1 protein-coding gene is annotated in these 1,191 nt (G+C 71.3%); it reads left to right on the top strand.

Annotation, left to right across the window (positions count from 1 at the left end):
- Nucleotides 1–223 precede the first annotated feature (223 nt).
- Nucleotides 224–1,191: IS110 family transposase (locus tag MY520_RS27870; protein ID WP_436695947.1), on the top strand; the 968-nt coding region annotated here is incomplete at its 3' end.

Consider the following 1,191-nt stretch of genomic DNA (forward strand, 5'->3'; position numbering starts at 1 on the left):
GCCGGCGGCGTCCCCTACCGGGGACGGCGTTGCGGTCTGGAAATGGTGCGCGGCCATCCGTTGACGTCGTGGTGGCATGGTCGTTCGAGGCCGTCCCATAGTCGGGCGCCGGGAGCTGTGTCGTGGGCCGTTGCGTGTGCTTCGAGCACGAGGATCAGATTCGCCGTTCCCTGCAGCTCCTGCGGGTGGCCGCCTCCACAGATCCTCCAGGGAGGCGAGGGCGATGCAGGTCGAGACCGACGAGCCCGAGATCATCGAGCGAGTCGCCGCGCTGGATATCGGCAAGGCCGAGGTGGTGTGCTGCGCGCGGGTGCCCGGCCCGGGCGGGCACCGCATGCAGGAGATCCGCACCGTTTCCACGATGACCGGCGCGCTTCTGGCGCTGGGTGACTGGCTGGCCGGCCTCGGGGTCACTCGGGTGGTGATGGAGGCGACCAGCGACTACTGGCGCGCGCCGTTCTATCTGCTGGAGGACCGGTTCGAGACCTGGCTGGTCAACGCCCACGACGTCAAGCACCTGCCCGGCCGGCCCAAGACCGACCGGCTGGACGCGGTGTGGCTGTGCAAGGTCGCCGAGCGGCAGATGCTGGGGCCCAGCTTCGTGCCACCGCCGGCGATCCGGCAGCTACGCGACCTGACCCGCTACCGGGTCGACCTGCTCACCGAACGCACCGCGGAGAAGCAGCGCGTGGAGAAGCTGCTCGAGGACGCGCTGATCAAGCTCGCGGTCGTGGTCAGCGACCCGTTCGGGGTCTCCGGGCGGGCGATCATGGCGGCGCTGATTGCCGGCGAGCGTGATCCGGCGGTCCTCGCCCATCTGGCCCGCGGCACGCTCCGGTCCAAGACCGCCCGCCTGACCGAGGCGCTCACCGGCCGATTCACCGAGCACCACGCGTTCCTGCTGGCCCAGATGCTGCGCCGGGTGGACGCGATCACCGCCGACGTCGCCACCGTGCAGGACCGCATCGCCGCCCAACTCGGCGAGCTGGCCCCGGCGGTGGCGCGGCTGGACGCGATCCCCGGGATCGGGCCGATCGCCGCGCAGCTGATCCTGGCCGAGATCGGCATCGACATGACCCGCTTCCCGACCCCGGCACACCTGGCCTCGTGGGCCCGGTTCGCGCCCGGAGTCAACGAATCTGCCGGCCGCCCGACCGGCAAAGCGGCCAGCGGCAAGGGCAACCGCTACCT

This window comes from Geodermatophilus sp. CPCC 205506 (assembly GCF_051383635.1).
Lineage (GTDB): Bacteria > Actinomycetota > Actinomycetes > Mycobacteriales > Geodermatophilaceae > Geodermatophilus.